The sequence below is a fragment of the Vibrio sp. AK197 genome, from assembly GCF_053903115.1.
In genome coordinates this window covers 2,961,844-2,986,442 of sequence record NZ_CP096430.1, presented here as the reverse complement: position 1 = coordinate 2,986,442, position 24,599 = coordinate 2,961,844, and the positions used below count along the sequence as shown (strand labels likewise).

At 39.5% G+C, this 24,599-nt stretch carries 24 protein-coding genes; 16 read left to right on the top strand and 8 right to left on the bottom strand.

Annotated features, from left to right (window positions below; all coding sequences use genetic code 11):
- Position 1 precedes the first annotated feature (1 nt).
- The 8 genes from M1D72_RS20970 (at position 2) to M1D72_RS20935 (ending at position 8,079) form a co-directional block, all read left to right on the top strand.
- Positions 2 to 679 (top strand): acylneuraminate cytidylyltransferase family protein, encoded by a 678-nt coding sequence (locus M1D72_RS20970; protein WP_456296410.1) that lies wholly within the window; start codon positions 2 to 4, stop codon positions 677 to 679.
- 3 nt (positions 680 to 682) lie between these two features.
- A complete protein-coding gene (locus M1D72_RS20965) occupies positions 683 to 1,615 on the top strand; it encodes a phosphoglycerate dehydrogenase (RefSeq protein ID WP_456296409.1) in 933 nt (310 codons plus the stop codon).
- A 71-nt stretch (positions 1,616 to 1,686) separates the two neighbouring features.
- Positions 1,687 to 2,793: a hypothetical protein gene (locus M1D72_RS20960; RefSeq protein ID WP_456296408.1), complete on the top strand. Its 1,107-nt coding sequence runs from the start codon at positions 1,687 to 1,689 to the stop codon at positions 2,791 to 2,793.
- Between the two features lie 1,125 nt (positions 2,794 to 3,918).
- Entirely contained in the window at positions 3,919 to 4,938 is a 1,020-nt protein-coding gene (locus tag M1D72_RS20955) for a glycosyltransferase (protein ID WP_456296407.1), read from the top strand.
- Positions 4,935 to 5,714, top strand: coding sequence for a hypothetical protein (locus M1D72_RS20950; RefSeq protein ID WP_456296406.1), 780 nt, complete (start codon positions 4,935 to 4,937; stop codon positions 5,712 to 5,714). Before M1D72_RS20955 ends, M1D72_RS20950 begins: the two co-directional genes overlap by 4 nt.
- Complete coding sequence (locus M1D72_RS20945) at positions 5,689 to 6,486, top strand: glycosyltransferase (RefSeq protein WP_456296405.1); 798 nt, start codon at positions 5,689 to 5,691, stop codon at positions 6,484 to 6,486. Before M1D72_RS20950 ends, M1D72_RS20945 begins: the two co-directional genes overlap by 26 nt.
- Complete coding sequence (locus M1D72_RS20940) at positions 6,470 to 7,327, top strand: hypothetical protein (protein ID WP_456296404.1); 858 nt, start codon at positions 6,470 to 6,472, stop codon at positions 7,325 to 7,327. Before M1D72_RS20945 ends, M1D72_RS20940 begins: the two co-directional genes overlap by 17 nt.
- Before the next feature lie 8 nt (positions 7,328 to 7,335).
- Complete coding sequence (locus M1D72_RS20935; RefSeq protein ID WP_456296403.1) at positions 7,336 to 8,079, top strand: glycosyltransferase family 2 protein; 744 nt, start codon at positions 7,336 to 7,338, stop codon at positions 8,077 to 8,079.
- A 4-nt stretch (positions 8,080 to 8,083) separates the two neighbouring features.
- On the opposite strand, the gene M1D72_RS20930 is transcribed toward M1D72_RS20935, so the two are convergent.
- Together M1D72_RS20930 and rfbB are read right to left on the bottom strand one after the other, a co-directional pair.
- Entirely contained in the window at positions 8,084 to 9,316 is a 1,233-nt protein-coding gene (locus M1D72_RS20930; RefSeq protein WP_456296402.1) for an exopolysaccharide biosynthesis polyprenyl glycosylphosphotransferase, read from the bottom strand.
- A gap of 99 nt (positions 9,317 to 9,415) precedes the next feature.
- On the bottom strand, positions 9,416 to 10,414 hold the full coding sequence (gene rfbB / locus M1D72_RS20925) for a dTDP-glucose 4,6-dehydratase (RefSeq protein WP_456296401.1): 999 nt from the start codon (positions 10,412 to 10,414) through the stop codon (positions 9,416 to 9,418).
- Between the two features lie 146 nt (positions 10,415 to 10,560).
- Here rfbB and M1D72_RS20920 point away from each other — a divergent pair, with 146 nt between their 5' ends.
- A complete protein-coding gene (locus M1D72_RS20920) occupies positions 10,561 to 11,877 on the top strand; it encodes an MBL fold metallo-hydrolase RNA specificity domain-containing protein (RefSeq protein WP_456296400.1) in 1,317 nt (438 codons plus the stop codon).
- A gap of 198 nt (positions 11,878 to 12,075) precedes the next feature.
- On the opposite strand, the gene pssA is transcribed toward M1D72_RS20920, so the two are convergent.
- The 3 genes from pssA to M1D72_RS20905 all read right to left on the bottom strand — a co-directional run bounded on the left by pssA (position 12,076) and on the right by M1D72_RS20905 (position 14,133).
- A complete protein-coding gene (gene pssA / locus M1D72_RS20915) occupies positions 12,076 to 13,416 on the bottom strand; it encodes a CDP-diacylglycerol--serine O-phosphatidyltransferase (RefSeq protein ID WP_456296399.1) in 1,341 nt (446 codons plus the stop codon).
- 89 nt (positions 13,417 to 13,505) lie between these two features.
- Positions 13,506 to 13,940, bottom strand: a complete 435-nt coding sequence (locus M1D72_RS20910; RefSeq protein WP_456296398.1) for a GNAT family N-acetyltransferase — start codon at positions 13,938 to 13,940, stop codon at positions 13,506 to 13,508.
- A gap of 10 nt (positions 13,941 to 13,950) precedes the next feature.
- Positions 13,951 to 14,133 (bottom strand): hypothetical protein, encoded by a 183-nt coding sequence (locus M1D72_RS20905; protein WP_390194530.1) that lies wholly within the window; start codon positions 14,131 to 14,133, stop codon positions 13,951 to 13,953.
- 16 nt (positions 14,134 to 14,149) lie between these two features.
- Between M1D72_RS20905 and murB the strand changes: the two genes are divergently transcribed.
- Both murB and birA read left to right on the top strand, forming a co-directional pair.
- A complete protein-coding gene (murB, locus tag M1D72_RS20900) occupies positions 14,150 to 15,196 on the top strand; it encodes a UDP-N-acetylmuramate dehydrogenase (RefSeq protein WP_456297441.1) in 1,047 nt (348 codons plus the stop codon).
- Positions 15,193 to 16,155 carry a bifunctional biotin--[acetyl-CoA-carboxylase] ligase/biotin operon repressor BirA gene (gene birA, locus M1D72_RS20895; RefSeq protein WP_456296397.1) on the top strand — a complete coding sequence of 321 codons (963 nt, stop codon included), beginning with the start codon at positions 15,193 to 15,195 and terminating at the stop codon, positions 16,153 to 16,155. Before murB ends, birA begins: the two co-directional genes overlap by 4 nt.
- 63 nt (positions 16,156 to 16,218) lie before the next feature.
- On the opposite strand, the gene M1D72_RS20890 is transcribed toward birA, so the two are convergent.
- Together M1D72_RS20890 and M1D72_RS20885 are read right to left on the bottom strand one after the other, a co-directional pair.
- Positions 16,219 to 16,563: a DUF3135 domain-containing protein gene (locus M1D72_RS20890; RefSeq protein ID WP_390194532.1), complete on the bottom strand. Its 345-nt coding sequence runs from the start codon at positions 16,561 to 16,563 to the stop codon at positions 16,219 to 16,221.
- A gap of 229 nt (positions 16,564 to 16,792) precedes the next feature.
- On the bottom strand, positions 16,793 to 17,410 hold the full coding sequence (locus M1D72_RS20885; protein ID WP_456296396.1) for a helix-turn-helix transcriptional regulator: 618 nt from the start codon (positions 17,408 to 17,410) through the stop codon (positions 16,793 to 16,795).
- A gap of 286 nt (positions 17,411 to 17,696) precedes the next feature.
- On the opposite strand from M1D72_RS20885, the gene M1D72_RS20880 reads away from it, so the two are divergent.
- From M1D72_RS20880 to groL, 4 genes are all read left to right on the top strand, one after another.
- Positions 17,697 to 18,752, top strand: coding sequence for a Wzz/FepE/Etk N-terminal domain-containing protein (locus M1D72_RS20880; protein ID WP_456296395.1), 1,056 nt, complete (start codon positions 17,697 to 17,699; stop codon positions 18,750 to 18,752).
- Between the two features lie 297 nt (positions 18,753 to 19,049).
- On the top strand, positions 19,050 to 20,177 hold the full coding sequence (locus M1D72_RS20875; protein ID WP_456297440.1) for an LPS O-antigen chain length determinant protein WzzB: 1,128 nt from the start codon (positions 19,050 to 19,052) through the stop codon (positions 20,175 to 20,177).
- Between the two features lie 243 nt (positions 20,178 to 20,420).
- Positions 20,421 to 20,711 (top strand): co-chaperone GroES, encoded by a 291-nt coding sequence (locus M1D72_RS20870; RefSeq protein WP_390194535.1) that lies wholly within the window; start codon positions 20,421 to 20,423, stop codon positions 20,709 to 20,711.
- A gap of 71 nt (positions 20,712 to 20,782) precedes the next feature.
- Entirely contained in the window at positions 20,783 to 22,429 is a 1,647-nt protein-coding gene (groL, locus tag M1D72_RS20865; RefSeq protein ID WP_390194536.1) for a chaperonin GroEL, read from the top strand.
- Positions 22,430 to 22,503: 74 nt separating this feature from the next.
- Here the strand turns inward: groL and M1D72_RS20860 are convergent, their stop codons facing one another.
- Positions 22,504 to 22,947, bottom strand: a complete 444-nt coding sequence (locus M1D72_RS20860; protein ID WP_390194537.1) for a hypothetical protein — start codon at positions 22,945 to 22,947, stop codon at positions 22,504 to 22,506.
- Positions 22,948 to 23,155: 208 nt separating this feature from the next.
- Here M1D72_RS20860 and M1D72_RS20855 point away from each other — a divergent pair, with 208 nt between their 5' ends.
- On the top strand, positions 23,156 to 24,592 hold the full coding sequence (locus M1D72_RS20855; RefSeq protein ID WP_456296394.1) for an ATP-binding cassette domain-containing protein: 1,437 nt from the start codon (positions 23,156 to 23,158) through the stop codon (positions 24,590 to 24,592).
- Positions 24,593 to 24,599 lie beyond the last annotated feature (7 nt).

Sequence of the window (24,599 nt, the reverse complement as noted above, 5' to 3'; positions counted from 1 at the left end):
TATGACTAATAAAGTAGTCGCTTTACTACCAATGAAAGCAAATAGCGAACGTGTTAAAGGGAAAAATTTTAGAAACTTAGCCGGAAAGCCATTGTTTAAATGGATTTTAGATTCATTGTTATCAGTAGAAGATATCGATTTAGTTGTTATTAATACAGATGCAAAGGACATCCTTCAAGCTAACGGATTAGTAGAAAGCGACCGAGTGATAATTCGAGAAAGAAAGTCGGAGCTGTGTGGTGACTTTGTTAGTATGAACTTAATTCTATCTGATGATATAGATAATATTGATGCTGAGACATATATCATGACACATACTACTAATCCTCTTATTTCATCAGAAACTATAAAAAATGGTTTGCAACAATTTTATGAAGAAGAATGTGATTCTTTATTTACAGTAAATAAAATTCAAACTCGTTTTTATAGAGAAGATGGTAGCCCAGTTAATCATGATCCAAATAATCTAATCCGTACCCAAGATCTTGAACCTTGGTATGAAGAAAACTCATGCCTTTACTATTTTTCTAAAGACTCTTTCAAATCAACTAATGCTCGTATAGGGGCTAAACCGTCTATGATGGTTACACCTCCACTGGAGTCTTTAGATATTGACGAGCCACACGATTGGGAAATGGTTTCGGCCTTGGCCAGCTACAAAATTGAAGAAGAGAAATAGAAAATGAAAGTATTAGTTACATGCCCCCCAATGCTGGGAATGATTGATGAATTTTTCGAACCAGCTAAAAAACTTGGTATTGAATTAATACCCGCAGAAACAACCCAAGTGTTATCAGTTGATGAGTTAGTAGCACTTGTACCGAAGTATGAAGGTTGGATTATAGGCGATGATCCAGCGACTCGAGAAGTATTTGAAGCTGGAAAGTCTGGTAAACTAAAGGCTGCGGTGAAGTGGGGTATAGGGACTGACAATGTAGACTTCTCTGCATGTAAAGACCTTAATATTCCCATCACCAATACACCAAACATGTTTGGTGGGGAAGTTGCAGATGTTGCGATGTCCTTTTTGCTGGGCTTAGCAAGACAGACTCACTATATCGATCGTGAAATACGTAATAATCACACATGGCCTAAGCCTGCAGGTATTAGTGTTAGTGGGAAATGCGTTGGAGTTGTTGGGTTTGGAGATATTGGCGAAAATTTAGTTAAACGACTAAAAGGCTTTGATGTTGATGTGGTCGTCTATGATCCTTCAGTTGACGGTAAGAAAGGATACAGTTTTATAGAGCGAGCAAATTACCCAGATAGAGTCCAAGAACTAGATTTCATAGTATTTACATGTTCATTAAATAAAAATAATTATCATATGCTAGACGAAAATGTTTTAGGCATGATGAAAAATGGATCTATAGTGATTAATGTGGCACGTGGGCCATTAATTGATGAAGCAGCCCTTATAAATGCGTTGGAAAGTGAAAAAATTTATGCTGCGGGATTAGATGTATTTGAATCTGAGCCTCTATGTAAAAGTTCTCGTTTGCGTAAGTTCCCCAGATGTATTTTTGGAACGCACAATGGAAGTAACACTAAGGAAGGGGTTCGGAGAGCTACTCATAAAGCCCTGGCTGAGATAGCTGGCTATTTAAATTGTTAAATGTATCCTGTGCTTATATAAAATATAAGCACAGTAACTTTTACATGTATAATTAACTAGTTCAGGCTTAAATGAAAAATAATATAACCAGTATATTGCTTTCAACAGGTATAAGTAAATTTGTTGATAAGGTTTTTGGTGTATTTAGAAATTATCTAATATCTAATTATACAAATACTCAGGTAAGTGATAGTTTTTACCTAGTAGCAAGTTTTATGGAGGTTTTTGCTAACTCTACGATTAAGAGGGAGGAAATCGAGTGTTCTTATAATAAAAGTATAAGACAGTATGATAGCTACAATCTGATTCTTTTTTTTATATTGTCTCTTTTGCTGAGCCTTATTTTTATCTCTTATTATAATACTGGGTTTATAGGTTTTTTAGGAATATTTTTAGGTGTTTTATTATATTCACTATATAAAGGCTTGGTTACAAATCTAAAGATTAATATTTCTTCTAGATTATCATGCTTAATAGAAGTATTTTTTGCCGCAATAATGACATTAACAGTTTTTTCAATTATTAAAGCTGATCTTCTATCATCACGAATATATTTTATTTATTTATTTTCCAGTATAATAATTTTATTTTTTTTAATTTTTATTCAAAAAAAGAAGGATCTTTTAAAAAGTCTGCATGCAGATAAGTATTTTTTTACTATATTCATTTTAGGCGCGATGCCATTTTTAGAAAGAAATATTATTAGTAGTCTAGGTGACGGTGCGTTAACTAATTTTGTTATATCTTACATGATTGTTTCTATTCCTTTAATGATACTGCCTACCTCTACTATTATGGTTGTATTAAATAAATATGGCTGGGGAGAAATGAGGCTAATTTTACCTCTTCAAATTTTATTAGTTTTAGTTGGAGGTGGTAGCGCCTTTTATATAAATAGAGTTGTTGGAATCTTTCCTCAAACTTCATTAGATATGTTTTTTTCTGCATTTTTATACGCTCTATCGAATATTTTTATTGGATACTATGAAACTGGGTCTATCATAAATAGGAAGTCATCTAGAATACTCATAATAAGAAAAGGATTAAGTATTACGACTTTATTTTTATATGTTTATTTATTTAATGTTTACTATCTGAGTACTTTTAGTTTTATATATTTCTGTATAAACTTTTTATCTTTACTCGTAGTAAAAAAATATAGTAGTGAAAATCAATGAAGAGACTATATTTTCAAATTTCTTTTTGGATTTTTTTGCTAATTCCAAATTTTCAACATTTTGGTTTCCATGTGTATAATTTGAAAGTTGTTTTACATGCGGGATTTTTATTTTTTCTTATGCTCTTTGTTGCAAGGAAAAAGTTTTCAAAGAAAAACAATGTAGGTGTTGTTTTATTAATTATCTTTCATATAAGTTTAATGCTATCGGGAAGCTATATTTATATGGTCGATAATTTATATACACTTATTAAATTCTGTTCAGGGATTATAGTGTTTTTTTATATTTTAAAAAGCGAGGAGAAATTTAACGTAAAATATTGGATTATTTTTTACATCTTAAGCTCTTTCATAGCCTTTTCTCAACAGTTACCTGTTTTGAGAAATATATTTATGTTTCTCTGGGGGAGTGTTCAGGGATTAAATTCAGACTGGCCATATAGCCGTTCCTCAGGATTAACTTCCCACTTTTATATATTCACACAGTTTAGTTGTATATTACTTGTTACAATAAATTGGCACTCTAATATCGGGAGGCTTAAGTATACAATCTTTTCTGTTTTTTCACTTTTTTCTAACACTAAAAGTGCTATATTCTTTCCTTTATGGTTGATTTTTTTAAAGTTGGAATATCGTTATAAAATTTTCTGTCTCATTTCTTTTGTAATATTACTTAGCTATTTGTCTACAAATTTTGCCCCTATACGAGTTATTTATAGTCACCTATACGACGTTTATCACAGCGGGAACTTAGATTCTATAATTTATTCAAAATATTCTTCTTTTGCTCAAAGGGTTGCTTCTGTTCGTGAATTTTACGATCTATTTAGCAATAATACGTTTGAGATTATATTTTTCGGCATTGGTTCAAGTAAGTCTCTAGGTCAAGAAATTGGATTTTTTTATATCATTAGTTCTATTGGTCTTATTAATAGTATAGGTTATTATTTTTTACCACTTATTCTAATGCTATACTTTGTCCCTTTAAGGATATTCTTTAAATATTTTTTATTTATTTTTCCTTTATTCTTTTGTGAGTTTTTAGTCACAGGAATGGTAAAATATGAACTCTATATGATTTTCTGGATGTCTGTGGCATTTATAATAAAAAAGGAAACTAGCAAGCATGATTTATATTATAGCTCCTGATTTTATTGAACTACCAGTGGAAAGTTATGGAGGAATAGAAAGAGTAGTAACTAACTTAGCTCAAGGTTTTATTAATTTAAATTGTGATGTCAAGGTATTATGTAAAACTAATGATAGGGTGAAGGATGAATTTCCCTTTCTTATTGATTTATCTAAGATAACTGCAGGGGATTTAGAAAGTAACAAATACAATTTCAGATATCATTCAGATAGCTATGTTAATAATATAATAAGCTATATAGATAATTATGTAAATGAAGATGATATTATATTTCTTAACCATATTGAGCAAAAAGTATTTATCCCTTCTATTGAAAAAAAGAAAGCTAGATTTCACGAAATTGTTCATTATAGAAATACCGCAATGAGAAAAAAATTGGTATTTCCATCAAAGTTATATAAAAGTATCCACTTGAAATCAGGAGTAGTCATTCCTCACCCTACATCTAAAGATGATTTTTTTCCGACTAAACAAAGTAGATTAGTAGAAGGTGAGTATTTGTTATGTGTTGGGCGTATATGTCAAAATAAGCGAACACATCTTGCCGTGAAAATAGCGAAGAGGCTAAATTTAAAATGTGTTTTAGCTGGTCCTATACATGATGATCATTATGCAAAATCTTTTCTAGATGATGTGATTTATCTAGGAAATTTAACTTCTAGTGAATTAAGAAATCTGTACACATATGCATCTGTTACAGCTTGTTTAACTAATTGTGTTCCACCGGAAACATTTGGACTATTTCAAGTAGAAGCGCTGTTATGTGGTAGTCTAGTTGTATCCTCGGCTTTAGGAGGGTTGAGAGATACTTGTAATGAATATGGAGTAGTGAAATATAGAGATTATCTACCATTCGAACATAATATAAAAAATATAGAAAAAGCTTTATCTAAATATGATTTGGATAAAAGAGGAAAAAGTATACAGTATACTGTGGAAAATTTTACTAATACTCCTGTAGCCAGACTATACTTAGATAGGATAATAAATAGATGATACAATCAAAATTTCCATTATTAGACATTGACTTATTAAATAGCCCTAATCTTTTTAAGAATTATCTTAACTATAAAAAATTTATCAGTCATCACAATATAGAAAAGCTGGAAGGGGATACATGGTTTATTCTTTCATGTGGGCCATCTTTAAATATCTTTGATAAAGATGAACAATTTCAATCATTACTTGAAAAACATCCAGTTATAACAATAAAGCAAGCTGGTGAAATTTATTCTAATGTTTCTAATTTTCATCTATTCAATGAGGTTCGATATAATTCAGTTTTTAACGAAATAGGAAATTATAGGTTTAGTGTTTCTGAGTATCAAAAGAATAGCCTTAGTCATATCCATTTCCCTATTAGGTCATATAAGAGAAGTTCAGCTCTTTTTTTAACTAATCAATATGAAAAAAATGAGTTATCAAAAAGATTTCTTAGACCTTGGGGAGTAGGGATATTTTTTGAATTGGCTATTTTTTTACCTGTGTTATTCAAATGTAAGAATATTGTCCTTTGTGGTGTAGATATGAACTCTAAAGGAAATTATCATTTCTATGATAAAAATAATGAAGATCATGCAATATCATATAACGTAGATGAGTTTGAATTCTTTTTTACTAAAGGTACTTCTTACTATCTAGAGTATTGGCTTAAGACTAAAGGTATAAATGTTTTCAACTTGAGCCCAATGAGTGAAATGCCAATAACAAAAGTTAATACCGTTAGCGAGTTGAAGAAAAAATTAAATGAAACTAGCAATATTAATATTTAACTGGAATTATGAAAATCATTTATCTTTAATGTTGTCTCGATTAGAGCCTTTGAAAAATGATATGAATATATCAGTTTTTATTTTAGATGATGGTTCTACAGATAATAGTATTAAAATATTAAAGGATTATTTTAAAAAGAATAGTGACGTAAAAAACTTTTTTTATTCTATATCAGGTAACATAAATAGAGGTAGAGATTTTCCTGCTTTTGGTCAGATTGAAGGGCTACATAGATGGCTATCTACGAGTGAGTCTCAAAATTATGATTATATTTGGACATTTGATGTTGATGATTATTTTGATTTTAAAGATATTAGACCACTTTTCGATATCGTTTCAAAAAAAGAAAAAAATTTTTACTTTTTAAAAATGATTGATAAAGGAGACTCATTTGAGCGAGAGGTTTTTTTAAAAAGGGATGTAAATTGTAATCTAGGTATATGGCCAACTATTCAACCGACATCGTCGATTTTAGTTAGTAGAAACGCATTGTTGGAATCAAAAGATTATATTTTTAATTTTTCTTCTCAATATTCTGATGTATGGTTAGATGCAAGATTAAATATGATTGCACAGGGTTTTTATGAAGGAAAGTATCTAACGTTAAAAGTAATTAGGAATATTCATGGTGATAATGATTCATTAAAAATTAGTTTTTCTAGAGTTATAAATAAACAAATCCAATCTTTAAGATATTATATATTATTGGGTAATAAAAAATTAAATTATAGATTGAAAGTTTTGAGGTTATTAGATGTTTTTACTAAATAAGCCGTCTGAGTTGGAAAATATAATTGGAATATTCGAAGATATAACAATTATAGGTAATGGTCCTAGCTTGAAGAGTACTCCTAAGGATTTTTTTATTGGGAAAACATTGATAGGAATGAACAGGATAGATAGTTTTATCTTACAAAATGACTTATACCTAAAAGTTTACATTTTTGTTACAGATAATATAGAAAATAAAAATTGGGGGGAAGATTGGTTTAACAGCTTATTTATTTGTTCTGAACGTTCCGAGTTCACTCTTATATCAAAAGAAGTCTATAAATATCTCTTAGAGTCTGATTCCGCACAATCAAAGGTAATTTTGTCTAGGAATATAATTGTTATAAACTGCCTTAAAGAGCCTAAACTCTATTCAAAAAACGCAGTAATTTATCCTGATGAGTATTATACAAAATCTGGAACATCTTTAAACTTAGCGTCACAGATTGCGCTATCTATAGGTGTTAAAAATATCGAATATTGTGGAGTTGATTTGGGTTGGAAAACAACTTCAAAAAGCAAGCAGAATGATCCCAATCATTATAGTAGTTCCTACTTTGCGAGAATTAAGTCAGGTTATATAGAAAATTGCAGAATGCATCATGTTCACGATAGGTTATCTATTTTATATAAGAATAAAGGAATTTCAGTAAAAAACTTTTCTCCATTATCTATTGTTGAGGTTTATGATAACTTCGACTTTAACGATAATGTTATATTTTATGGTGTCTTTTCTAAAGGGAGTTTTTTTAAAAGACAATTGGTATCAATTTACTCAGAATTAAAAAATGAATTATTACGAATTATTTTGAGAGTATTAAAATTACTAAAGGTAAAATAAAGATAAAAATGGAAAAAAAACTCCCATTAGTTTCAGTAATTATGCCTTGTTTTAATGCTGAAAATACTATTCGAGATTCAATAGATTCTGTGTTGCGTCAAGATTATGCAACTTGGGAATTGATTGTTGTTGATGACTATTCTTCGGATAGTAGTAATTCCATTATTAATTCATTTTCTGATGAAAGAATAAAGTTAATAACTAACAATTTGGGTAAGGGTGTAGCTGGAGCTAGGAACTCAGGTATTTCTCATGCGAAAGGGAAATATATTTGTTTTTTGGATGCAGATGATAAGTGGTATTATGACAAGCTATCTTCTCAAGTGATCTTGCTCGAATCATCTGACTATTTTGTGAGCCATGCCTCTTATATCCGTGTCACACCAGAGGATAAAGAGCTAAATGAAGTTGTAGCGGATGATTTAGTTCGTTTCGAAGATATGCTTAGTGGTAATAAGATTGGGAATCTTACAGGTATTTACGATGCATCTGCCCTCGGTAAATTTTATCAGGAAGATGTAGGTCATGAGGATTATTTAATGTGGTTGCATATAACCAAAATATCCCCATCGAAAGGAATTGCCAAGTCTTTAGGCAGATACACTGTTTCTGGAGACAGTGTATCTGCAAATAAGTTAAAGTCAGCATATTGGCATTTTAGTTTATTATATCGAAGTTTAGAAATCCCTTTTTTTAAATGTATATATTTTTTCATTTCCTATGCTTTAAATAATATATTAAAGAGGATTTGACTTTCTATCTAGCACCAAAACCGGTAAGCATTGTTCTAATGGTTTTGATTACAATATTCATGTCCAACCAAAATGAAAAATGCTTTATATAGTAAAGGTCATGAGAAAGTTTTTCTCTTGTCGAGTCGGTATCATCAGCATAACCCTGAACAGTTTGGGCCCACCCTGTGATACCCGGCTTAACCATATGTCGATAACCGTAAAACGGGATTTCTTGCTCAAATTGTTTAACAAAGCTTTCTTGTTCTGGTCTAGGACCAATTAATGACATTTCACCTTTTAGAACATTAAAAAATTGAGGGAGCTCATCGATTCTTACCTTTCTTATTATTTTTCCTACACGTGTTACACGAGATTGTTCTTCTGTTGCAAATTTTGACTCTGCACCTTTAGATCTTACTGTCATACTTCTAAATTTATAAATATTGAAAACCTTCCCACCCTGTCCTACTCGTTGTTGTATAAACATAGCTGGGCCTGGATTTTCTATTTTTATTAGTAAAGCAGTTACGATCATTATCGGGATAGTTATAGGGAAACTAACTACGATCATAGCACTTTCCCATACTCGTTTTATATTTGAGTAGATTGGATTTGGCTGTAATGAACCGATTGCATTCTCTGTTAAATGTATCGTCTGAACTTTTCCTTCGACCATTTCTCGAATGCTATCACAGTGAAACACTGGGATATTATTGATGCTACAGTCAGCTACAAATTTTGACTGCTCAGGTTTTAGAGGTTTATGGAGGTCGACTACAAGCCCGCTTTTTATCGAATATATGTCATTAAGAGAAGCCATAGGTGTTATTTCGATATTTTTATGTTTCCCTAACGACTGATAATCAAAGTTAGGGATTGCAGATAGCTTCAAAGTTTTATGACCTTTACGAATAAATCCAATAAAATATAGCCAAAATAGAGTTATAATAAAACTATGTATTAGTATTGATCTCGAGTAATCAAACCGAAGCATAACAATCAATCCAATTGCTATTGCATATACCGACACTAAAACTGGTAATATATAGTATTTTCTTTCAACAAGCAGATGCTTTGTTATCTGAGGTAAGATCAAAGCACAGGCTAAGTAAGAAAATACTCCCAAAATGATGCTATTTTCTATTGTTACAGGAATGTTGGTTGCTGGGTATTGCATTGTTGCTACTAAAGCGACAACTAACAAAATACTACCAATTCCGTGAGCAATATATGAGTTTGATAAAATATTCTTCACGATCGTTTATGTTGTAAGTTTTAAAATATTGATGATAGCACCAAATGGAATGATGTTCAGCTATTAAGATGATACGGTTTTATTATATAATACTATCTGTTATTCACTATCATTATGTTTATAATAGAACAATATAAGCTTTTCGATTGTCGTATCGAGGTCACGTTTCTGGTACCAGGATAGACGAGTTACTTTATTTGTATTGATGGCGTATCTAAAATCATGTCCTTCTCTGTCGTTAACATAGGTGATAAGTTTTTGATGGGGTGCATTTTCTGGTATCAATAGATCCAGTTTTTTACAGATTATGTGGACTAAATCTAAATTTCGGACTTCTCTGTTTCCACCTATACAATAAGTTTCGCCTATTTTTCCTTTCTCTAATACACACACTAAGGCTTCAGCATGATCTTTGACATGTAACCAGTCTCTGACCTGTTGACCATTACCATAGATTGGAAGAGGTTTTCCTTCGATTCCATTTTTGATCATTTTTGGTATTAGCTTTTCATCATTTTGGTAAGGCCCATAATTGTTGGAGCAATTGGTAATCAGTACAGGGAGTTGATAGGTTCTATGCCAGGCTCTAACCAAATGATCGCTTGAAGCTTTTGATGCTGAATACGGGCTGCTTGGATTATAAGGGGATGATTCGTCAAAGGGGTTTTCTTCTGGAGACAAATCGCCAAATACTTCATCAGTTGAAATATGCAAGAAGCGAAATTGCTGTTGTTTGCTTTTTTTTAGTACATGCCAATAGGCTAAGCATTGTTCTAATATATGGTAGGTGCCAACAATATTCGTATTAATAAATTCTGCAGGTGCATAAATAGATTTGTCTACGTGACTTTCTGCTGCGAGATGTACAACCCAATCCGGTTTGTGGGTTTCAAAAGTGGTTTCCAGAAGCTCTCGGTCACAGATATCACCTTTTATAAAAACGTAATTAGGGTGTTTTTCGTACCCTAATAAAGCTTTAGGGTTAGCAGCATAAGTGAGCTTATCGAGATTAATAACCTGATGCGGAGTGTTGTCAAGCAAATAACGTACTAATGCTGAACCAATAAATCCACTACCTCCGGTAACCAAAACTTTCAATTAGCGCCTCACAATGGGAATAGTAATTTGTTATGTTAGTGACTTTCATAATTATCCTTAACTAACTCTCAAAACTTGTGTTCGGATGTCTCAATCAGAGCTGAAGGCTTTAAAGTGTGCATATTCTAAGTTAACGGATTAAACCTATGCAAGTCATTCACCACGGCGGTAAGGATACCGTCACAGGTTCTTGCCACGAACTGGTTCTTGAGGGCGGAAGTCTATTAATCGATTGTGGTCAGTTTCAAGGGCGTGATGCAAAGCCGTTAGATATCGATTTTCCTGTCGACCAAGTGCAAGCGTTAGTGGTGACGCACGCTCATATTGATCACATCGGGCGCATTCCTTGGCTGCTTGCAGCGGGTTTTAAAGGCCCTATTTATTGCACTGCTGCAACAGCCGAGTTGATGCCGTTAATGTTAGATGATGGCCTGCGATTGCACTTAGGAATGCAGCGGGCTTATCGTCAACAGGTGCTAAATACCATTCGCCGCTTAATCGTCCCTTTGGAATATGGAGTTTGGCATCCGCTTGCTCAGTTTGAGCAAAGCTATCGTATTCGATTTAATCCCGCTGGGCATATTCTTGGATCTGCTTTCATTGAGTTCGAGCTTCCTAATCATGAGGTCGTGGTATTTTCTGGCGATCTCGGCCCTTGTGATACACCGCTTCTTCCTGACCCCATCTCGCCTCCTCGCGCTGATATCCTTTTCCTTGAATCTACTTACGGCAATAAACAGCATGAATCGATTGCTCAACGTAGCCAGCGCTTACAGCGAATTATAGAGCGCTCGTTAGTTGATGGTGGCAGCATTATTATTCCCGCATTTAGCGTTGGCCGAACCCAAGAATTGCTGTTTGATATAGAGCAACTTATCCATGCCTCTCAATTAGACGGAGACATTCCGATTATCTTGGATTCCCCAATGGCGCAAGAAGTGACACGCTCTTATCAACGGTTTAAGCAGTTATGGGGGAGTGAAGCCAAAGCTCGATTAGAAGCTCATCGGCATCCATTCGAGTTTGAGCAGTGCATCACTGTTGAAGATTACCGTAGCCATCAGAAGTTAGTGAATCGCTTAGTATCCACTGGTGAAGTAAGCATTATTGTTGCGGCTTCTGGCATGTGCCAGGGCGGACGAGTGATGGCTTACTTACAAGCGCTACTTCCTGATAAACGCACCGATGTGATTTTTTCCGGTTACCAAGCCGAAGGGACGTTAGGAAGGCTATTACAAGAAGGCGCAAGGTCAGTTGATATAGATGATCAGCCAGTAAAAGTGAATGCGCAAATTCACTCGATGTCTGGCTATAGTGCGCATGCTGATAAAAGTGACTTAATAAGGTTTGTCAGTGGGATTAAACACAAACCAAGGCAGATTCACCTGATCCATGGAGAGCAAGAGAGTAAAGGCTCACTTTATGCGCAACTGACGGAGTTAGGGTTCTCTGTTACTAAGTAGTGCCTGTATTCCGTCATTCTAAACAAGCGTAGCGCAGCGTAGATTCAGAATCTGATTGATGGTTTGATTAGACCCTGAATCAAGTTCAGGGTGACGATCTTTTTGTGGGCAGGAATACGCCTCTTTTTGTTGGTAGGGGGACGGCCTTATAGCGTCGTGAGTGAGTAAAAAGGCCAGCATGATGCTGGCCTTTATCGTTTATAGAATTTGTTTCAGGACGCGGTCTGCTTTTACTCTGGTAATTTTTCGAATCAGTTTTTGTACTGGTTCAGGGTAATTTTCGACTTTCTCGAGCTGCTTGTAGGTGCAAATGAGCTGAGTGTGCTGAAGAATATTCTCCGCTTCTTTCTCAAACTGCGGAGTAAGGTGATGATAATGGTCTTGAATCAAAATGGCGTTTTCAAGATCCAACTTCCAAGCTCGAGGGTTGAGGTTATTCCCCGTTAGCAGCATGTAGCGTTTATCGACCCAAATCCCCTTGAGGTGAAAGCTGTTGTCATTATGCTTCCAAAGGTGAATAGAGAGCTTGCGGCTGGCAATATTCGCTTCATTATTTTTGGCAAATTGACGTAAGTTGCGCTCATATAAATATGGCAGACCACCAATGGTTTTAAACGGCTGAGTTGGGGGAATATAAAAATCATTCGCGGTTTTATCACCCACCACAATGGTGACTTTTACGCCGCGACGTAGGGCTCGGCGCACTTCCTTAGCCACACTGCGTGGGAAATTAAAATATGGCGTGCAGATGAAAATCTCATCACGCGCAATCGACAGCAGGTGATTAATTCCCTGATTCAGTCGATTACGTTTTTTACCAACACCAACCATCGGTGTCAGGGCGACTTGCTGGTCAGACACAGGCTGAGAGTCGAACTGATACATCGCTTTACCCAGTAACGTTCTAAACTGCCGGATATCGAGTTTAATGTCTTTGGTGCTTGGCTTTTCTGCATTCGCGAGATTGTGCACCGCTTGGTGGGCAATCATCTCTTGGTCGACAAAGTTAGCCATGCTATCGGCCAGCGTTGAGTTACCAATCACTTGGTAGCGGTCAAAACGGTAACGCTCTTTATAATTCAGATAGATGTTATTCAAGCTTGCGCCGCTATAAATCACGCTATCATCGATGATAAAGCCTTTTAAGTGTAAAACACCAAACACTTCACGCCCACGTACGGGCACACCATAAACCGGTATTTTGTGTTGATGCGTATCGGCGAACTCTTGGTACATGGTGGCATTGGTATCGCCCGGAGCTGAGCCAATGAGGCCGCGCTGTGCTCGATGCCAATCAACGCAAATTTTAACTTCTAAATCGGGGATACGCTGCTTCGCGGCGTACAACTCAGAAAGAATTTCTCGGCCTGCTTCATCGTCTTCGAGGTAAAGCGCAACAAGGTAGATTCGTTTGCTGGCCTCCCGAATTGCTTTGATCAAACGCTCTCTAAAATCACGCGCGGTAAATAGCGTCTCAAACTGAGCAGGATCTTGGGCAATGGTTGGTAGCTGATTGAATAAGTTCCTATTGCTTATCATGTGCGATGGTATACCTTAACTGTGTGCAAAATTGCAGACTCCGCATAGTATCAAATCTCATTTGACGATTACCAGAAATCCCCATCAATTCAGTGAGTGTCGATCAAGTAATGCATCGGAATCAAATTTTTACCGCTATTTGTATAGCGGAGAAACAAATTTTTTAACGAATTGGGCAATTGGTCGACTTCTATGGCTTTAAATCCATACTGGGCATAGAAGTTGCTCAAATGGGCATACGCAAAACAGTAGTCGGTTGTGGTTAATACTTGGTTTTGACAATAGGTCATTAATTGATGAGCAAAGCCCTGCCCTCGAGATGATTCTGCGGTCACCATGCCGGTTAACAGCCGAAATGTGTCGACTGTTCGAAAACGTACAACGCTAACGAGTTGCTGCTGATGGTAGCCAACATAGGTTAACTCATCTCGCTTGGCTTTGGTCGATGGGTAATTAGATTTATAAAAACGCGTAACCAACGGCATTTTAATCGGGTCTAAACGAGAAATGGTAAGCGTTGGCATCGTATTTTCCTTATTGAAATGAACGAACCACACCTTCATACGGGTGCAGGCAGGCGATAATAAAGTGTCTTGCCGTGTTTTTCAGCCCTAAAACGACGCTTTGTGATGTGATATTGAGTCGATAGCCGGTTTCTCTGACACGCGTATGTTGTTCGCAGCTTTGGCTATCCTGTAGAATAAGCCACAGTTTCATGACATTAGCCAAGACGATGCAATCACAAACTCAAGCCAATTTATCCGCTTATCACACGTTTGGTATTGACCAAACGTGTCAGCATTTAGTTCACGTTCAAAGTGTTCAAGACATTATTGATGTCTATCAGCATCGTGAGTGGCAAACCCTGCCCAAACTCATTCTTGGTAAAGGCAGCAATATGCTGTTTACTCAACCCTATCAAGGTGTAGTGTTAGTGAACCAACTGCTCGGGAAAACGGTGACTGAGTCTACGGATGCTTGGCATCTTCATGTTCAAGCGGGAGAAGATTGGCCGTCATTGGTGGCGTGGAGCTTGGAACAAGGGTTTAGCGGTTTAGAGAACCTCGCGTTAATCCCTGGCTGTGCGGGTTCTGCACCGATTCAAAATATCGGTGCCTATGGTATGGAATTTAAAGACGTTTGCGAATACGTTGAGTTTCTTGATTTAACCACCTTTCAAACTCAGCGTTTAACTCGCGAGCAATGTCTGTTTGGCTATCGAGATTCCATCTTCAAACATCAGCTGTATCAACAAGTGATGATTACTGCGGTCGGCATTAAGCTTGATAAGCAGTGGCAGCCAAAGGCTGAATACGGGCCGCTCAAAGCGTTGCCTCAACGCGCTCTCACCGCCAATATGATTTTTGACCAAGTGTGTTCTGTGAGGCGTGAGAAATTGCCCGACCCAGAGCGGCAAGGGAATGCGGGAAGCTTTTTTAAAAACCCAGTAATTAGCGAGCAACAGTTTCAGGCCCTGAAGCCGCGTTTTCCAGACATAGTCGGGTTCTCGGTGGAAGGCGGTGTGAAGGTTGCTGCGGGTTGGTTGATCGACCACTGTGGATTGAAAGGCTTTAAGCTCGGCGGTGCTCAGATTCATCCCAATCAAGCGTTAGTGATTGTGAATGTGGCTAAGGCCAGTGCCAATGATGTGATTCAACTGGCAGCGAAAGTTAGAGACACCGTGTGGGAAACGTATCAAATTCATTTGGAGCATGAAGTGCGTTTTATCGGCGCTACCGACGAAACCTATTTGGATCAGCTGGTGGAAAGACAAGCATGAAAGAACATAAAGTGAAATTGGCCATCCTCAAACAGTTATCCGCGGGTGGTTTCCATTCGGGAGAGGAGCTAGGCCAGGAGTTTGGTGTTTCTCGCGCGGCCATCAGTAAGCACATTAAAGGCATTCAGCAATGGGGCGTGGATATCTTTCGAATACAGGGCAAAGGCTATCAACTGGCGGCGCCAATGCAGTTGCTCGATGAAAGCATCCTCAAAGCAAAAACGCACAAGCCGCTTGAATTGATCCCGATTATTGATTCGACTAACCAGTATCTCTTAGAGCGAACGGAGCAACTTGAATCGGGAACGGTCTGCATTGCTGAATATCAAGGGAAAGGGCGGGGGCGTCGTGGCCGTGAATGGATTTCGCCATTTGGTTCTAATTTGTACCTATCGGTATTTTGGCGTTTAGATGCAGGTATGGCGGCGGCAATGGGCTTGAGCATTGTTGTCGGCGTGGCAATTGTTGAAGCGCTTCAAGCGTTTGGCATTCAAGGCGTCAAACTGAAATGGCCGAATGACTTGTATTATCAAGACCGCAAGTTAGCAGGCATTTTAGTTGAAATGTCGGGCCAAGCTGGCGGCGCGGCAAATTTAGTCATTGGTATGGGGATAAACCTACGTATGGCTGAGCAAACGGCGGGGATCACCCAGCCATGGACCTCCATTGGCGAGATCCTTGGTGAACAAAACTTCGACCGTAATTTACTGGCGGTTGAACTGGTTAACGCGATTCATCAAGCCCTTGATGATTATGAGCTGCATGGTATGTCTCACTTTGTCGAACGTTGGAACCCGCTAGACAACTACCTCGGTCGCAAAGTGAAGTTGATCATGGGGAATCGAGAAATCGAAGGTATTGAACGCGGAATTAATGAGCAAGGTGCGGTATTGCTGGAAACCGAACAGGGCATCGAGGCCTTTATTGGCGGAGAGATCTCTCTGCGTGGTCAAGCGTAAGTCGACTGGGAGCAGATGGCTCCCTAATCATATCTTTTGATTCCAGAGTTTTTAAGGCCGTAGTTAACGCCATTGTGATTGCGGAAACGGAATAATGTTGTCTTGGCGACTGTCTGGGTGGGATGGGCTGATTTCTCCTTCTAACGCACTTTGGAATTTAGACATCTGCTGAGTCAATTCAGTCATCAAAAGGACGTTCGCTTGATTTGGGTTTTTGCATTTCTTTACTACCAAATCAATATGGCTTTGCTGAGCCCATAACCTATCACGCATCGCAGTGGATGCTGACAAAATCATCTCTTCACACATATCACGTTTAAATTGCTCAAAGGCGGCGGGGTTTTTCTCGGCCAGTTCTACCAATTCATCAAATGGTGGTAACTGCTGATCAGGGCTGGCTTGACGCATGGAGCTTTCCTTACTCAAAAACACACAAATTGCTAAGCGAATAAATGACCAAACAAATTGGTCAACTATTATCAAGCATACTCCAGTTACCAAACTTTATTGGTGAGGATTTATACAATCTCAAAAGTAAGACTGAATTAGGGAGCGATGTCATTTTCTTACGCAAGGAAAGTTGCAATATGCTCAGTGGGCGACTAGCTGGCCAGAAATGATGGCTGGGTGTGAGTGGTTACTTCTCTTGAATCTTATAAGTGCAGCGTCGTTGCCCAAGTACAATATGCTCTTGGCGTTCAACTGTGCATTGCTCGCCGAGTAAGGATTGAAACACGTTGAGCTCAGATTGGCATAAGCTTGGGCAGCGAGTCGCTGCTTTACAAATCGGGCAATGATTCTCAACCAACAAATAGCCATCTTCGATATGATGCAGTTCAGCCATATACCCTTCTTGTTCACGTAGGGTGACTAATGCCGCTAGTTTTTGTTCTAAAAGATGACAGTCAGACAGCGCGTGTTGGTAGTGTTCAATGGTTTTGCTTTCTCGTTCTGCTGTGACTTTGGCGATTCCGTCTTGTCCGAAAACGGACTCTACGGCATCGATCATCTGAATAGTTAATTCACCATGGCGATCAGCAAATTGAGCGTGACCTTTTTGGGTGAGGGACCAATGTCGAGTCGGTCTACCGACTTTGACTTTGACATCATGAAATGCAAGCACGCCATCATCTTCCAGAGCCTGAAGATGCTGACGAGCGCCCATCGTGGTCATGTTAAATTCTTCTGCTAATTGTTTTGCTGTCACCGCACCATCACGTTTGATCGACTGCAAAATCTTATCAACGGTTTTCATAATGTCCTCTTTTATTCACTATTTCATTATGTCGGATCCAGTTAATAAAGAAAAGTATTTACAATTTTAGCAGACGCCGTGGCTTGCATATGCCATGACGTTCATCACATTTTGTCAAACCAAGATCTTTGTTCATTTCTATTACGAAAAAGTTAACCATTCGTTTTATAAATCATATAATGCATTTGGATTATTTTGTTTAATGAAAACTGATGCTTATGCATCGAGTAATTGGTCGACAAAACAACTTGTCAGGGTAGATAAGTTGAGGAGTGAAGGTGTCAAGATGAACGTAGTACGTAAGCCAGTTTGGGACGAGTCCTTTGTGAAGATTTCCTCGTCGTCTTCTCCTCATTCAGCTTCGCATAATGAAGAGATTGATCTGCGAGAGCTGCTGCTTACGCTATGGCAAGGCAAGTGGCTAATTGTGGCTTGTGTGTTGTTTGCTGGCGCGGTAACGCTGTTCTACGCTCAAACTCGAGCACCTCATTGGTCATCTTATGCGCAAATCTCGGCGCCTCATGCCTCTGATATTATGGGTTATCGTCAACATGTGCAGGCTTATCAACCTATATTTAGCTATCGTTTTGGGGATAGTTCACCAGAACTTAGCGCATTGACTCAGCCTAACCAGCTTTACCGCCAGTTTATTGAGACGTTTAACTCTGCCGATAATAAAGCTCGTTTTCGAGCTTCATTGGGGGAACAAGCACCGTGGATTGGCCAAATTACAGCAACTGCCGATGAACAAGACCGTAAAGAGTACCAAAGCTTAATTAAGCAAGGTGCGGATGTGAGCCAGATTGCGCTTCCAGATTATCAACTTCGGTTGCAAGCCAGTAGTGCGCAGCAGAGCCAACATTTACTCACTCAGTATGTTGAATTTAGCGTCAAGCGCACTCAAGAGGCTGCGAAAGCGAATCTGGAAGCCTTAGTCAGTGCCAAGCGCAATGAGCTACTTCAACGACAAAAATTGCTCGAAATACAGGCTCAAAGTCGTATCGATGCTGAAATAAATCGTACTGAGGCGCAGCGATTGGTCGCACAAACACAGAACGTGGATACTCAGCGCTATACCCACCATCTGAATCAGTTGAAAAACTTAACCAATTATGCGCTTGTCTCACCGGAGCTTAATGGGATTGACGCGAAGCTCGCGGCGTTGCAACAGTTGTCCACAGCACCCATTAGTAGGTTTAATGGCTTTCATAATTTAAGTGATCCCTTGGCGGCGAGCCAGCAAGACCGAGCCTCATTGACACTGTTGTTGCTTCTAGGATGCTTGGTTGGCGGCTTCATTGCTGGAGTGTGGCTACTCGTAAAATCACTTTTTAAACAATGACGCTGTGTCTTGTATTAGAAAAAGGTAAGATTTTTCTTAAAGTTAACGAATCCCTCACCTTTTGGTGAGGTGGCGACAGCCACTTGTACTAACATTCAATTAAAGTGAGTCCATTCAATCACAGATGACCGTTTCCGTGACCAAGGTTACGACAATGACCTGCAACCCTGTTTAATACTGCTGGTTACGGTACACTGTTTTTTGTTGAAGGATTTTAAATAGTTGAGAGCACTTTCTCATCTGCGTTGTGAGTTTTAGCGTTAAGGAATGTCAGTGGCGAGCCCAAATTACACCCCAATGAATGTTCACTCTTCTTCATCCCATAGTGAAAATGTTCATCCTCAATCAAATGATGAAATTGACTTAAAAGAGCTGTTTACCGCTTTGTGGCAAGGTAAGTGGTGGGTCATCGGTTTTACCATTTTGGGCGCCGCATTGGCGATTACTTATGCCTTGACCGCGCAGCAGTGGTGGAGTTCTAAAGCGCTGGTGGCGATGCCGCAACAGCAAGATGTGGCGCAATATCGTCAGCAGGTAAAACAATTTCAGCCAGTGTTCGACATCTATCAAGATGACGGTACCGTATTGGTCAGTGAAGAACTTGATGATTTAGTTGACCCAGAAATTTTGTTTGAGCAGTTTGTGTCGGCGTTTAACTCAACCAATAACAAGCGTCGTTATTTGAATTCGAGTACGGAGTTTAAGGAATTTAAAGCGGATCTTGAGATCGCTGATGGGGATGATTCAGAGCAAGCGCAAGATGCGATTCGCAAACTGTATTCAGAATGGTTTGATCGCATTTCTGCAACCAAGTTAAACCCCAAAGATGAAATTTCTCCCTACACGCTGTCTTTGCAATCGATTGGTAAAAATAGCAGTTATGATCTGCTCACTGGCTATTTAGAAATGATTGATGTGCAAACCCATGAGGATGCGCTGAATAACCTGAAAGCCGTAGTGAGTGCCAAGAAAAACGAATTGGCTCAGCAAAAGAATATTTTGATGGCGCAGGCCAAAGCGCGGCTTAGTGTGGAAGCAGAAAAAGCCGAGTACGCATTAGGTATTGCCGAAGCCGCTGATATTCGCCAGCCGATTCAAAGCGGTGATGGCAGTGAGTTATTTTCAATCGATATGGGCTCAAAAGCACTGGATGCCAAAGTAAAAGCGCTCAATTCCATTAAGAATTTGAGTATTATTGAACCGCGTCTTGAGCAGATTAATGCCAAATTGTCGATGTTGGATAATTTAAAGGTCGATACCAACATTAACTTTCAAACTTATAAAATCTTGGAAGATATTGAAAAGCCGGTTTCGCGAGACAAACCAAAGCGCGCATTAATTGCCATTTTAGGTACGTTGCTTGGTGGTATGTTAGGTGTGGCGATTGTGCTGATTCGCTTTGCTTTTCGTAAGCAGCCTGATTAAGCCGCCTTGTTGTTGAGAGTAGATTCCAAAGACATGCTTCGGTATTTTCTGCAATGACGCGTATTGCGATCATTTTAGAAAAGTTGGAATCTACTCATTTTCGTTAAACAAATCACAAATTTTTATCCTCTCCCCCTTGGAAACCTGATCACACTCCCCCACATATGAACCACAAGGCTTTGATACCTCTGTGGTATCGCGCATTAATCAAAAACAACATGGAATATTCAGGAGAGACGACCGATGAACATTCGTCCATTACACGACCGAGTTATCGTAGAGCGCCAAGAAGTTGAATCTAAATCAGCAGGTGGCATTGTGCTTACCGGTTCTGCTGCGGAAAAGTCAACTCGCGGTGTGATTCTGGCTGTAGGCAAGGGCCGCATCCTAGAAAACGGCTCCGTACAGCCGTTGGACGTTCAAGTTGGCGATACTGTTATCTTTGCTGAAAGCTACGGCACAAAAACAGAAAAGATCGACGGTAAAGAAGTTCTGATCATGTCTGAAAATGACATCATGGCTATCGTTGAATAAAAGCAATCGTTGAGTAGTTCAATTCTGAAAAACAACGACTATCAAAATCGAATTTAGAAAGGAAAGAAAACATGGCTGCTAAAGACGTTAAATTTGGTAATGACGCACGAGTAAAAATGCTAGAAGGTGTGAACGTTCTAGCTGACGCAGTAAAAGTAACCCTTGGCCCTAAAGGCCGCAATGTTGTACTGGACAAATCGTTCGGCGCACCAACCATCACTAAAGATGGTGTCTCTGTTGCACGTGAAATTGAGCTTGAAGACAAGTTCCAAAACATGGGTGCGCAGATGGTGAAAGAAGTTGCATCGCAAGCCAACGATGCGGCGGGTGACGGTACAACGACAGCAACAGTACTTGCACAATCTATCGTCAATGAAGGTCTAAAAGCGGTTGCTGCAGGCATGAACCCAATGGATCTTAAACGTGGTATCGATAAAGCGGTCACTGCGGCGGTGGAAGAGCTGAAGAAATTGTCTGTTGAATGCAACGACAACAAAGCGATTGCTCAGGTAGGAACTATCTCAGCAAACTCTGACTCAACTGTTGGTAACATCATCGCAGAAGCGATGGAAAAAGTGGGCCGCGATGGCGTCATTACGGTTGAAGAAGGTCAAGCTCTACAAGATGAACTTGATGTGGTTGAAGGTATGCAGTTTGATCGCGGTTACCTATCACCATACTTCATCAACAACCAAGAAGCGGGTAGTGTTGATTTAGAAAACCCATTCATCCTATTGGTTGATAAGAAAATCTCTAACATCCGTGAGTTGCTTCCTACCCTTGAAGCGGTTGCTAAAGCGTCTCGTCCTCTGCTGATTATTGCCGAAGATGTTGAAGGTGAAGCACTGGCGACACTGGTTGTGAACAACATGCGTGGTATCGTTAAAGTGGCAGCGGTAAAAGCGCCTGGTTTTGGTGACCGTCGTAAAGCGATGCTACAAGATATCGCGATTCTGACTGGCGGTACGGTGATTTCTGAAGAGATTGGCCTTGAGCTTGAAAAAGTGGCTCTAGAAGAACTTGGCCAAGCGAAGCGCGTTACCATCACTAAAGAAAATACTACAGTGATTGACGGTGCTGGCGAAGAAGAAATGATTCAAGGTCGTGTTGGCCAAATTCGTCAACAGATTGAAGAAGCAACGTCTGACTACGACAAAGAAAAACTTCAAGAGCGCGTTGCTAAACTGGCAGGCGGTGTTGCTGTGATCAAAGTCGGCGCGGCAACTGAAGTTGAAATGAAAGAGAAAAAAGACCGTGTTGAAGATGCTCTACACGCAACTCGCGCAGCGGTTGAAGAAGGCGTGGTTGCTGGTGGTGGTGTTGCACTGATCCGCGCGGCTTCTAAACTCACCGAGCTGACTGGCGACAACGAAGAGCAAAATGTCGGTATTCGTGTTGCGCTACGCGCGATGGAAGCACCAATCCGTCAAATCACTAAAAACGCAGGTGATGAAGACTCAGTGGTTGCCAACAACGTGAAAGCGGGTGAAGGCAGCTACGGCTACAACGCGGCAACGGGTGAATACGGTGATATGCTAGAAATGGGTATCCTAGACCCAACGAAAGTAACGCGCAGTGCACTGCAATTTGCTGCCTCTGTTGCTGGTCTAATGATCACAACGGAAGCGATGGTAACTGACTTACCGCAAAAAGATGCCCCTGCAATGCCTGATATGGGTGGCATGGGCGGTATGGGTGGCATGGGCGGTATGATGTAATCCCGCTGCTACGTTATCCATAACGCACAATAAAAAGCCCGCGGAGAGTTCGCGGGCTTTTTTATACCTAATGCCTACTCTTCCTTTGGTTTTGGCACGTATTTCAGAAAGAAACTGAGTGACAACAGCAGCACGCCCGCACTGGCAATAATGCCGACCGGATAAATTAAGTTCCCTGCCATATCCATTTGGCTGTATTTAATCACCATAATCAGCCCTTCTAAAGCTAAAGCGACACATACAGTACCGATAAAGCGAGGGAGAGTACGTCGCAGCAGCATAATGACATCATGCTGATCTTCATTTCCATACTCTTTATGGATCACCATCGCGAGTTCAAAGACGGCAAGCGCAATAATATTGGAATTGATTAATTTGATGATGGCGTCAATAAACTCCGGATGAGTGTGATAACTGATAATCGCAGAATAGATACTGCTGATTACGATGACGCCGGAGAAGATATAAAAAAGATAAGCAAAGGCGCGAGCGAAGAGTTTCTGCATCGTCAATAGCATAGATAAAATTCCGTTGGTTGAATAACTTCCTATTAGTCTGACAAATGCCAAGGATTTTGTGTCAGCGTGTTTCTAACGTTTTTAACAAATATTCCAGTATCGTGTAAATTCTCTTGGGTTCACGGCCAAACCTGATATCGGTTTAACGATGGAAATCTCCCCAAGCTTATTGCACTATGGTTTATCTCATTATCGACAGGGAAAGCATATGAAGATCAACGCGCTAGAGCATCAAGCCGGCCTCTACACTCTGAAAGTTGCCCACTGGAATATCGAGCCTCAACAGCACTGGACAGTGTTTAGTTCGCAAAGCCAGTGTCTTGCTGAATTGGTGAACATTTTATGTGGTGAGGTTGAGAGCGCAGCCATCTCAGAACGTCCTGCGCGTATAGGCTGCGTGTCGCTAGCGATGCAGCAGCAGTTGTTGGAGCGAGAACTTGCCAATGACGAAACGGATTTCCAAGATCATATTGATTATGGTTCAAGTGTTGAGCAACTGGTGATGGAAAATGTGTCTTCATCGCAAGAGTTAGAAAAATTACTGGCTCAAACCGATCTTCTTACCCTACGCCACCGTCCATTTCGTCAGCTTTCGACGGGGGAAACTCGGCGGGTGATGCTGGCTCGTGCGCTGGCAAATAAGCCCGAATTACTGATTCTCGATGAGCCGTATTCTGGGCTTGATACTGCCCATCGTGCCGCGCTCTCGGCGTTACTCAATGAATGTGCCCAAACCATGCAAATTATCGTTATCACATCGCGGGATGATGAAATGCCAGATTGCATGACTCATGTTGCATTATTTGTGCAGGACCAACTTGAGCAAACCATGGAAAAGGCACAGTTTATTAAGCATCCTCTGATGCAGCAATTGCAAGCGCTCTCATCACAGCAAAGCGATGCGATTGTCGATTTAGTGGAACTGCAAAGCGATACTCAGCCAGTCCCTGACCCATTAGTTGAGATGAACAGCGTCAAAGTGGAATATGTCGATGGGCTGATTTTTCAAGATCTTGATTGGCAAATTAAGCGTGGTGAACATTGGCAAATTAGAGGTCCCAATGGTTGTGGCAAGAGCACGCTGCTCGGATTGATTATGGGTGATCATCCACAGTGTTATAGCAATGATATCCGTGTCCTCGGTATGAAACGCGGCAGTGGTGAAAGTATTTGGGATGTGAAAAAGCGTATTGGCATTGTGTCGTCAGCGTTGCATTTACAATACCGAGTAGGATGTAGCGCTCTGGATGTCGTGCTATCGGGCTTTTTTGATTCGATTGGCTTATATGAAAAGCCAAGTACGCAGCAAATTCAGTTGGCACGTCAATGGCTGTCGGTATTGGAGATGAGTGAGTTAGAACGGGTAGGGTTTAAGTCGCTCGGCTATGGGCAGCAGCGATTATTGCTGATTGCTCGTGCGCTTATCAAGCAGCCTGCCTTGCTAATTTTAGACGAGCCCTATCAAGGGTTGGATTACTTGAACCGTAAGCTGATGTTCTTTGCGCTGAGTCGTATTGCCAGTGCTAACTTGACGCAGCTTTTGTATGTAACACATCATCAAGATGACGCGTTAGATGCGGTGACCAACTTTGTCGACTTTGAACCTGCTGAACAAGGGCACAGAGTGATTATTCGGCGAACTTAACCGCCGT

Coding starts and splice junctions, on each gene's coding strand:
- M1D72_RS20890 (WP_390194532.1), bottom strand. CDS start 16,563: ATGCGTCAAGCCAGCCCTGATCAGCAGTTACCACCATTTGATGAATTG.
- M1D72_RS20870 (WP_390194535.1), top strand. CDS start 20,421: ATGAACATTCGTCCATTACACGACCGAGTTATCGTAGAGCGCCAAGAA.
- M1D72_RS20970 (WP_456296410.1), top strand. CDS start 2: ATGACTAATAAAGTAGTCGCTTTACTACCAATGAAAGCAAATAGCGAA.
- M1D72_RS20920 (WP_456296400.1), top strand. CDS start 10,561: ATGCAAGTCATTCACCACGGCGGTAAGGATACCGTCACAGGTTCTTGC.
- M1D72_RS20885 (WP_456296396.1), bottom strand. CDS start 17,410: ATGAAAACCGTTGATAAGATTTTGCAGTCGATCAAACGTGATGGTGCG.
- pssA (WP_456296399.1), bottom strand. CDS start 13,416: ATGATAAGCAATAGGAACTTATTCAATCAGCTACCAACCATTGCCCAA.
- M1D72_RS20905 (WP_390194530.1), bottom strand. CDS start 14,133: ATGAAACTGTGGCTTATTCTACAGGATAGCCAAAGCTGCGAACAACAT.
- M1D72_RS20875 (WP_456297440.1), top strand. CDS start 19,050: ATGAATGTTCACTCTTCTTCATCCCATAGTGAAAATGTTCATCCTCAA.
- murB (WP_456297441.1), top strand. CDS start 14,150: ATGCAATCACAAACTCAAGCCAATTTATCCGCTTATCACACGTTTGGT.
- M1D72_RS20880 (WP_456296395.1), top strand. CDS start 17,697: ATGAACGTAGTACGTAAGCCAGTTTGGGACGAGTCCTTTGTGAAGATT.
- M1D72_RS20955 (WP_456296407.1), top strand. CDS start 3,919: ATGATTTATATTATAGCTCCTGATTTTATTGAACTACCAGTGGAAAGT.
- M1D72_RS20910 (WP_456296398.1), bottom strand. CDS start 13,940: ATGCCAACGCTTACCATTTCTCGTTTAGACCCGATTAAAATGCCGTTG.
- M1D72_RS20855 (WP_456296394.1), top strand. CDS start 23,156: ATGAAGATCAACGCGCTAGAGCATCAAGCCGGCCTCTACACTCTGAAA.
- M1D72_RS20965 (WP_456296409.1), top strand. CDS start 683: ATGAAAGTATTAGTTACATGCCCCCCAATGCTGGGAATGATTGATGAA.
- M1D72_RS20940 (WP_456296404.1), top strand. CDS start 6,470: ATGTTTTTACTAAATAAGCCGTCTGAGTTGGAAAATATAATTGGAATA.
- M1D72_RS20945 (WP_456296405.1), top strand. CDS start 5,689: ATGAAACTAGCAATATTAATATTTAACTGGAATTATGAAAATCATTTA.
- M1D72_RS20860 (WP_390194537.1), bottom strand. CDS start 22,947: ATGCTATTGACGATGCAGAAACTCTTCGCTCGCGCCTTTGCTTATCTT.
- M1D72_RS20950 (WP_456296406.1), top strand. CDS start 4,935: ATGATACAATCAAAATTTCCATTATTAGACATTGACTTATTAAATAGC.
- birA (WP_456296397.1), top strand. CDS start 15,193: ATGAAAGAACATAAAGTGAAATTGGCCATCCTCAAACAGTTATCCGCG.
- M1D72_RS20960 (WP_456296408.1), top strand. CDS start 1,687: ATGAAAAATAATATAACCAGTATATTGCTTTCAACAGGTATAAGTAAA.
- groL (WP_390194536.1), top strand. CDS start 20,783: ATGGCTGCTAAAGACGTTAAATTTGGTAATGACGCACGAGTAAAAATG.
- M1D72_RS20935 (WP_456296403.1), top strand. CDS start 7,336: ATGGAAAAAAAACTCCCATTAGTTTCAGTAATTATGCCTTGTTTTAAT.